7 protein-coding genes are annotated in these 6,215 nt (G+C 68.1%); 3 read left to right on the top strand and 4 right to left on the bottom strand.

Annotated features, from left to right (window positions below; genetic code table 11):
• Positions 1–640: 640 nt before the first annotated feature.
• Positions 641–1,333 carry a Crp/Fnr family transcriptional regulator gene (locus tag ISU10_RS22510; RefSeq protein WP_194698697.1) on the top strand — a complete coding sequence of 231 codons (693 nt, stop codon included), beginning with the start codon at positions 641–643 and terminating at the stop codon, positions 1,331–1,333.
• A 45-nt stretch (positions 1,334–1,378) separates the two neighbouring features.
• The gene (locus ISU10_RS22505) at positions 1,379–2,785 is read left to right on the top strand and encodes an FAD-binding oxidoreductase (RefSeq protein WP_194698696.1); all 1,407 of its coding nucleotides are present in this window, start codon (positions 1,379–1,381) and stop codon (positions 2,783–2,785) included.
• Positions 2,786–2,814: 29 nt separating this feature from the next.
• Here the strand turns inward: ISU10_RS22505 and ISU10_RS22500 are convergent, their stop codons facing one another.
• Both ISU10_RS22500 and ISU10_RS22495 read right to left on the bottom strand, forming a co-directional pair.
• On the bottom strand, positions 2,815–3,237 hold the full coding sequence (locus ISU10_RS22500) for an ester cyclase (RefSeq protein WP_194698695.1): 423 nt from the start codon (positions 3,235–3,237) through the stop codon (positions 2,815–2,817).
• A gap of 25 nt (positions 3,238–3,262) precedes the next feature.
• Entirely contained in the window at positions 3,263–3,433 is a 171-nt protein-coding gene (locus ISU10_RS22495; RefSeq protein WP_194698694.1) for a hypothetical protein, read from the bottom strand.
• A 6-nt stretch (positions 3,434–3,439) separates the two neighbouring features.
• On the opposite strand from ISU10_RS22495, the gene ISU10_RS22490 reads away from it, so the two are divergent.
• Positions 3,440–4,459 carry a hypothetical protein gene (locus tag ISU10_RS22490; protein WP_194698693.1) on the top strand — a complete coding sequence of 340 codons (1,020 nt, stop codon included), beginning with the start codon at positions 3,440–3,442 and terminating at the stop codon, positions 4,457–4,459.
• A 39-nt stretch (positions 4,460–4,498) separates the two neighbouring features.
• Here ISU10_RS22490 and ISU10_RS22485 read toward each other — a convergent pair whose 3' ends face one another.
• On the bottom strand, positions 4,499–5,695 hold the full coding sequence (locus ISU10_RS22485; RefSeq protein WP_194698692.1) for a tyrosine-type recombinase/integrase: 1,197 nt from the start codon (positions 5,693–5,695) through the stop codon (positions 4,499–4,501).
• A 3-nt stretch (positions 5,696–5,698) separates the two neighbouring features.
• Positions 5,699–5,923: a helix-turn-helix transcriptional regulator gene (locus ISU10_RS22480; protein WP_194698691.1), complete on the bottom strand. Its 225-nt coding sequence runs from the start codon at positions 5,921–5,923 to the stop codon at positions 5,699–5,701.
• Between the last annotated feature and the right edge of the window lie 292 nt (positions 5,924–6,215).

The raw sequence follows: 6,215 nt of genomic DNA, 5'->3' as shown, positions 1-6,215 counted from the left end.
GACCCAGACAAGGACTACCAGCCACGAAACCCGAAATGAAGAACACCCGAACCCACGTTTCCGTGGGTCCGGGTGTCCGGGATGTCCTGAGACATCACACCGTCGGGCTGACAGGATTTGAACCTGCGACCCCTTGACGCTGAGCAGGCACGCGGACGGCGTCTGCTCCTACTCGCGAAGATCGGCTCTCACCTGCAAGAACGCCGCCTCGCGGCCCTGCGGGCCTTTGTGCGAACGGGTCCGCATCGGCCGGGATCTGACGAGGTTTTCGACTAGTAAGCGTCCATCGGTTTGCGCTGAGGTGCGGTGGCCGTCCATACGCAGCCGCCGGCTCGGCTGAGCAACGCGCGCTCCGGAAGCAGAGTGCGATCCAGCAGTCCCTGTAAGCCGATCGGCGTTCGGGCGGGTGGCTTGAGGTGCGAGCGAGGCGCCTGCTGAATGGGCGGGCTATGCCCGACACCCGAGCCGACCACTCCGTGGCTCGGCGGGTCCACGCCTGGAGGTGCGCAATCCGAGATTCGCTGCATTTGCGCTCCAGAATGGCGCCACAGTCGTGCTCGATGTGCGCGCCGATCGCATACGGAGAGAGGGCATCCGGGAACCGACTACCGGTGACCGGTTCGCTGGTTACATTCGTGCTGTGGACCTGGCTGGGGTCCTTCAGCAGACCCCGATCTTCCGTGACCTGTCTCGAGTCGACCTCGAGGAGATCGTGCCGCACCTGGTGGAGCGGCGGTACGGCGCCGGGCAGACGGTGTGGGTCGAGGGCGATCCCGCGGACGCGCTGTATGTCCTCGTCGAGGGTGCCCTGAAGTCGCATCGGTTGAGCCGTGAGGGGGGTGATGTCATTCTCGGCTTCGACACCGCCGTTGATATCGCCGGCCACGTGGGCCTGTTTCACCCGAGCGGCAAGCGCCAGGTGAACGTGACGGCAATGGTGCCGAGTCGCTGCCTGCTGCTGCGGCGCCCCTTGTTGGTCGGGTTCTTGAGCCGTCATCCGATCGCGATGGAGCGACTGCTCGAGGACTTGTCCAGCGTGACGGTCCAGGCGGCGTACTCCTTCACCGGGATGGCGTTCGACGACATCCGGGGCCGGGCGGCGCGGACCCTGCTGGCGCTGGCCGAGGAGTTCGGCGAGCCGGCACCCGACGGCATCCGGATCCGGCTCGAGCTCTCCCAGCGGACGCTGGCCGCACTGGTGGCGGCCTCGCGGGAGAACGTCAACCGGGCGCTCGCGCCCCTGGTGGCGGGTGGCGTGATCAGCCAGCGCAACCGGCACTTCGTCGTGCACGACGTAGCCGCGCTGGCCGCGGCCGCCGAGGGCGACCTGTGACGCACGGCACTGCCCCCGGGGGTGCGTCCGGTGCACCGTAGCCGCATGAACGAGCAGACCCTCTCTCCCAACCGCAGCGGCCTCGTCGTCGGACCGCTGCGCGCAGATTTCGGTGGGCAGGTCCTTACCGCCGAAGATGGCGAGGCCTACAACGGCGCCCGGATGGCCTTCAACGCCATGTTCGATCGCCGACCCGCGGTGATCGCCCGAGCGACCTGCACGGCGGATGTCGTCCACGCTCTGGGGTTCGCGCGCGCGACCGGTCTGCCGGTCGCCGTGCGGGGAGGTGGCCATTCGGTCGCGGGCTACTCCACGATCGAGGGCGGGCTGCTCCTCGACCTCGGGCCCATGAAGGCCATCGACGTCGATCCGGAGGCGCGTCTGGTCCGCGTGCAGCCAGGCGTGGTCTGGGGTGAGTTGGACCGGGCGACGCAGCAGCATGGGCTGGCCACCACGGGCGGCCGGATGACTACGACCGGGGTGGCGGGGTTCACGCTCGGCAGCGGCAGCGGCTGGCTGGAGCGGCTCTACGGGTCCGCGTGCGACAACTTGCTGAGCGCGGAGGTCGTCACCGCCGCGGGCACCGTCGTCACGGCCAGCGAGTCGGAGAATCCCGATCTGTTGTGGGGCCTGCGGGGTGGCGGTGGCAACTTCGGGATCGTCACCGAGTTCACCCTCCGGCTGCACCCGGTCGGCCCGGGCGCGTACGGCGGGTTGCTGATGTATCCGCGCAGCCAGGCGCCGGAGGTGTTGCGTCACGTGCGCGACTTCCTACAGTCGGCGCCCCGCGAGGTCTGCGGGGGCGTGCTGTGCATGTTCGCCCCGCCGGCTCCGTTCGTCCCGCCCGCGCTGCAGGGTGCCCCGATCGTGACGGTGCTCGCGGCGTACTGGGGCGACGTGGAGACCGGGGCCGATGCCTTGGCGCCGTTGAAGCGGCTCCCGCCCGCCGTCGACCTGATGGGTCCGACGACCTACCTAGACATCCAGGCGATCACCGACCCCGGCAACCCGCCGGGCCGGCGCAACTACTGGCGCTCCGAGCTCCTCCCCGACGCGCCCGACGAGCTGTTGGACGCGTTCATCGCCTGTGCGGCCGAGGCCACCTCACCGGCCAGCACCCTGATCCTCGGCCGTCTCGGCGGTGCCTTCGGCGACGTGCCGGAGGACGCCACCGCACTCGGAGGCCGCGCCGCCCAATGGCTGTTCCACTGCTACGCGGTGTGGACCAAGGGCGACGACCGCCGCCACATCGCCTGGGCGCGCGCCACCGAGGAAGCACTATTGCCCTGGACGATGACCGGGATGGCGCTCAACTTCATGAACGACATCGACGACACGCGGGTGCGGGCGACGTTCGGGCCCGAGAAGTACCAGCGGCTCAGGGACCTCAAGAGACGCTGGGACCCCGACAACGTGTTCGCGATGAACCAGAACATCCCACCGGGCAGCTGACCAGACACACACGAGGTTGTGTTGGGCGTTCAGGAAGAGGCTGAGGCGGGCACGGCGGCCAGTTGTTGCAGCAGGCCGGCGATGTCCTCCACGTGCCAGATCTCGGTGATGTGATCGTCGGCGATCCGGTACATGTCGATCCAGGCGAACTGAGCCGGCGCGCCGGTTGCCGGCTGGCCCATCAGCAGGCCGGTGTTGGTTCCCTTCGCGAGGCCGTTCTGGACGACGTGATCCCCTTCGCCGACCTGGAGTTCGATGGTGAGCGTGAGGTCGGGGAACGCCGAGCGGTACATCGCGAGCGTGTCGAGCACACCCCGGCGGCCGGGGCGTTGCCCGGGCAGCGGGTTGTGGTCGACCGTGTCCTCGACCATGGACGACTCCAGCGCGGAATCGTCGCCCGCCTGGAACGCCTCGATGAACCTGCTCGCGATCTCCTTGTTGGCCGCGTACATGTGTGCCTCCTGGTGAGTTGACTTCTCATTTGGCTGGTGAGTTGGCGGCGGTCACGATCCAGGCTGCGGAGTCGTAGCGGACCCCTCCCGCGGTGGCGTGTTGGTCGATCGTGTGCCGGAGTGCGTCGCGCGCGTTGGCGCGGTGCTCGTCGTCGAGCTGTCCGAGCATCCAGCGGACCAACCCGAGGGATGTCACGAATTGGTGCGCCTCCTCCGTGTGCTGCCCGAACCACATTGCCTCCTGCCGGTCCCCAAGTTCGATGCCGGAGAATCCGGCGGCGCCGAGCACCGCACTGCAGCGCTCGCAGAGCACGACACGGCGCCCGACCAGGCGATCCACCTCACCGCGGCGCAGGCGCGAACGATCGCAGGAGACGTCGCGGCGATCAGCCAGGCTCTCGTCGTGCTCGACCGCCGGTACCGCAACACACCCGGATGGGAGCCCATCGCCGGCTGCGACCGGCTCGGGTGGGCTGCGCTCGCCACGGCCTTGGACGTGAGCCTCGGGCAGCCCGACTACAGCGTCGACCAGACCGGCTGGCGGCCGCGGACGAAACCCATCGGAGGCCCAGCAAAGCCGGGCGTGCTCGGCGTTCTCCAAGCCGAGCACAACCTCCTCGTGAGGCTGGCGTCCTTCCCCGACGCGATGAACCTGCGCTTGGTCGTCGACTCGCAGCGACTGCTCAGCGCCGGCCTGGTGCCATACGCCCAACGGATCGACCCCGACCTCGCTGGGCAATGGGGTGCCCGCGCGGAGACCTACTCGCGCGTCCAGCGCGAACTGCGCAACATAGGAGGACGGCTCGGCAACGGCACGGCCGCCGCGGGCGAGGCCGCCAACGCTGTCAGTCGCCTGAGGGCGCTCGCTCCCGACACCGTGATCGAGCCGAGGATGCTCGGCGGCTTCCAGACACTGTTCCGCCGAGTCGACGCTCGCATCACCGACATCCTCGAATCCGGAGTCGAGCGAGGCGCGTTCGTCAAGCGCGTGACCGTCCCACGACTGGTCAGCGGCGACGGGCGCTTGGTCCACCCGGTCCGTGAACGCTTCGTGCCCGTCGCCAGCGCAGCGGACCTCGACGTCATCAGGATCGCGCGTGAACATCTGCGACCCGCCATAGAGCCTCTGGTGCCATCGCCGGGCGCGAGCCGAGCAGATCTCCATGCCGCGCTCATCCACCGGCCGCCCAAGCGGAACGCACCCGACGTTCCCAGAATGTGAGCCGACTTCTCCGGCGCAGGCGCCGGCCACCAAGAACCACTACTCGCCTTCGTCAACGCGTCGGCGGGGCGCAAGGGATTCGAGAATCTCCGCGGTCAACGGATTCACCGTCCGGTCAGGCTCGATGTAGTGCTTCTTCGTGATCTCCGACGAGCTGTGCCCCAGCACCTCCGCGGCAAGTTCGGCTCCCCCAGCGCGATCGACCACCGTGGCGACGGTTCGGCGGAAGGCGTGCGGTGAGACGCCCGTGATGCCGACCTCGCTCAGGACACTACGAAGCCGCCTGCGGACGTTGTTCGTCGTCAGAGGGGTGTGATTGCGGCTGAAGAAGAGAAGGTGGTCGGGCGGTTCGTCAGCAACGACGACGAGCCGCTCCCTCAGAACAGCCGCCGTGAAGCTCGGGACCGAAATCAACCTGGTCGAGGTCGTCGTCTTCGGGTGCGGCTGGCGCATCGTCGGCCGTCCCTTCGGGTAGACGATTGTGCCGCACATGAGCACCGTCGCCGGCGCGCAGGTGACGTCGACGTCGCACTTCCGGATGGCGAGCACTTCACCGATGCGGGCAGAGGTCCCCAGCATGACTTCGATGATCTGCTCAAGCTGACCGTCAGGCGGTGGGCCGGGAACGCCGGGGCCGCGACGCCAGGCCCGGGCCGCCGCCCGGATCGCCTCGACCTGGTCGTGCGTGAGTGAGACCGCCTCAGACGGCGGCTTCTTCATTCGCTTCGCCTCGCGGACCGGATTCTTCGGAATCGCCTCGTAACGGGCGGCAAGCCCGAGTGCGAGGTTCAGCACGGTCTTCGCTTGCTTCGCATAGCTGTAGCTCTTGTTCGCGGCCAAAGACTTGAGGAACGGCTCGATCCGACCGATGGTGACCTCGCGGAGGGTGTAGTGCTCGAACGCCGGCATCACCAACTGGCGCATGTTGCGTTCGTAGAGGGCCCGTGTGCTCGGCGCCAGTCCGCCTTCAAGGTCCAAGTCGGCGAGCCAGGCCTCCACGAGCTCCTTGAACGAGCTGTCGGGGGTCAGTTGTCGGTTGCCGCCGTATGTTGCTCTCTGCGCGAGCTTCTCTTTGAGCCGATGCTCAGCGAGCTTCCTGCTCGACGCCGTCGCTTCGACGCGCCGGACCTGGCCGTCGAAGTCGCGTACCCGGGTCCGCGCTCGCACCCGCGCGGGCCCGAGCGTGGTGAAGTCGATGTCGCCGAAGGTTCCGATCGGCGTGCGGGGCCTAGCCATTGGTCACCCCCCGGACGCGGCCCGGCCTGGCGCGCTCTCGCGCTGGGTTGCCAGCCACTCGCGAACGTCCGGTATCGCGTACTTCAGGTGCCGACCGACCCGGATCGCGCAGGGGCCGTGGCCCGTCAGGCGCCAGTCGTAGATGGTCTTGACGGGCACGCCGAGGTAGTCGGAGAGCTCGTCGATGCTGATGAGCTGGTCGAGACCTTCGAGGTGATGGGTGCTCATGCACTTCAGGTGCGCATCCGACACCGCAGGCATCGGCACGGACCGGCAGTAGTCGGGACCAGCCGAGACCCACGCGGCCCGGAGCCACGTCCCCGCGCCGAAAGTGGAGGGTTCTTGGAGGGTGGATCAAATCAAAATGCTTTCAGGCGTGGGATCCGACCGGATCCCACGCCTGAACTTGGTAGCGGGGGCAGTGTGCTGGTTCAGGACATCGGAATGGGGTGTCTCAAGACATCGGCATAGCGTGTCGCAGGTCATCGGCATAGCCGGCGTGGCCAGCGTCGGGCATGTC

Source organism: Nocardioides agariphilus (assembly GCF_015352445.1).
Lineage (GTDB): Bacteria > Actinomycetota > Actinomycetes > Propionibacteriales > Nocardioidaceae > Nocardioides > Nocardioides agariphilus.
Note: the sequence above shows the minus strand (reverse complement) of the source record. Positions and strands in the feature narration are given on the sequence as shown.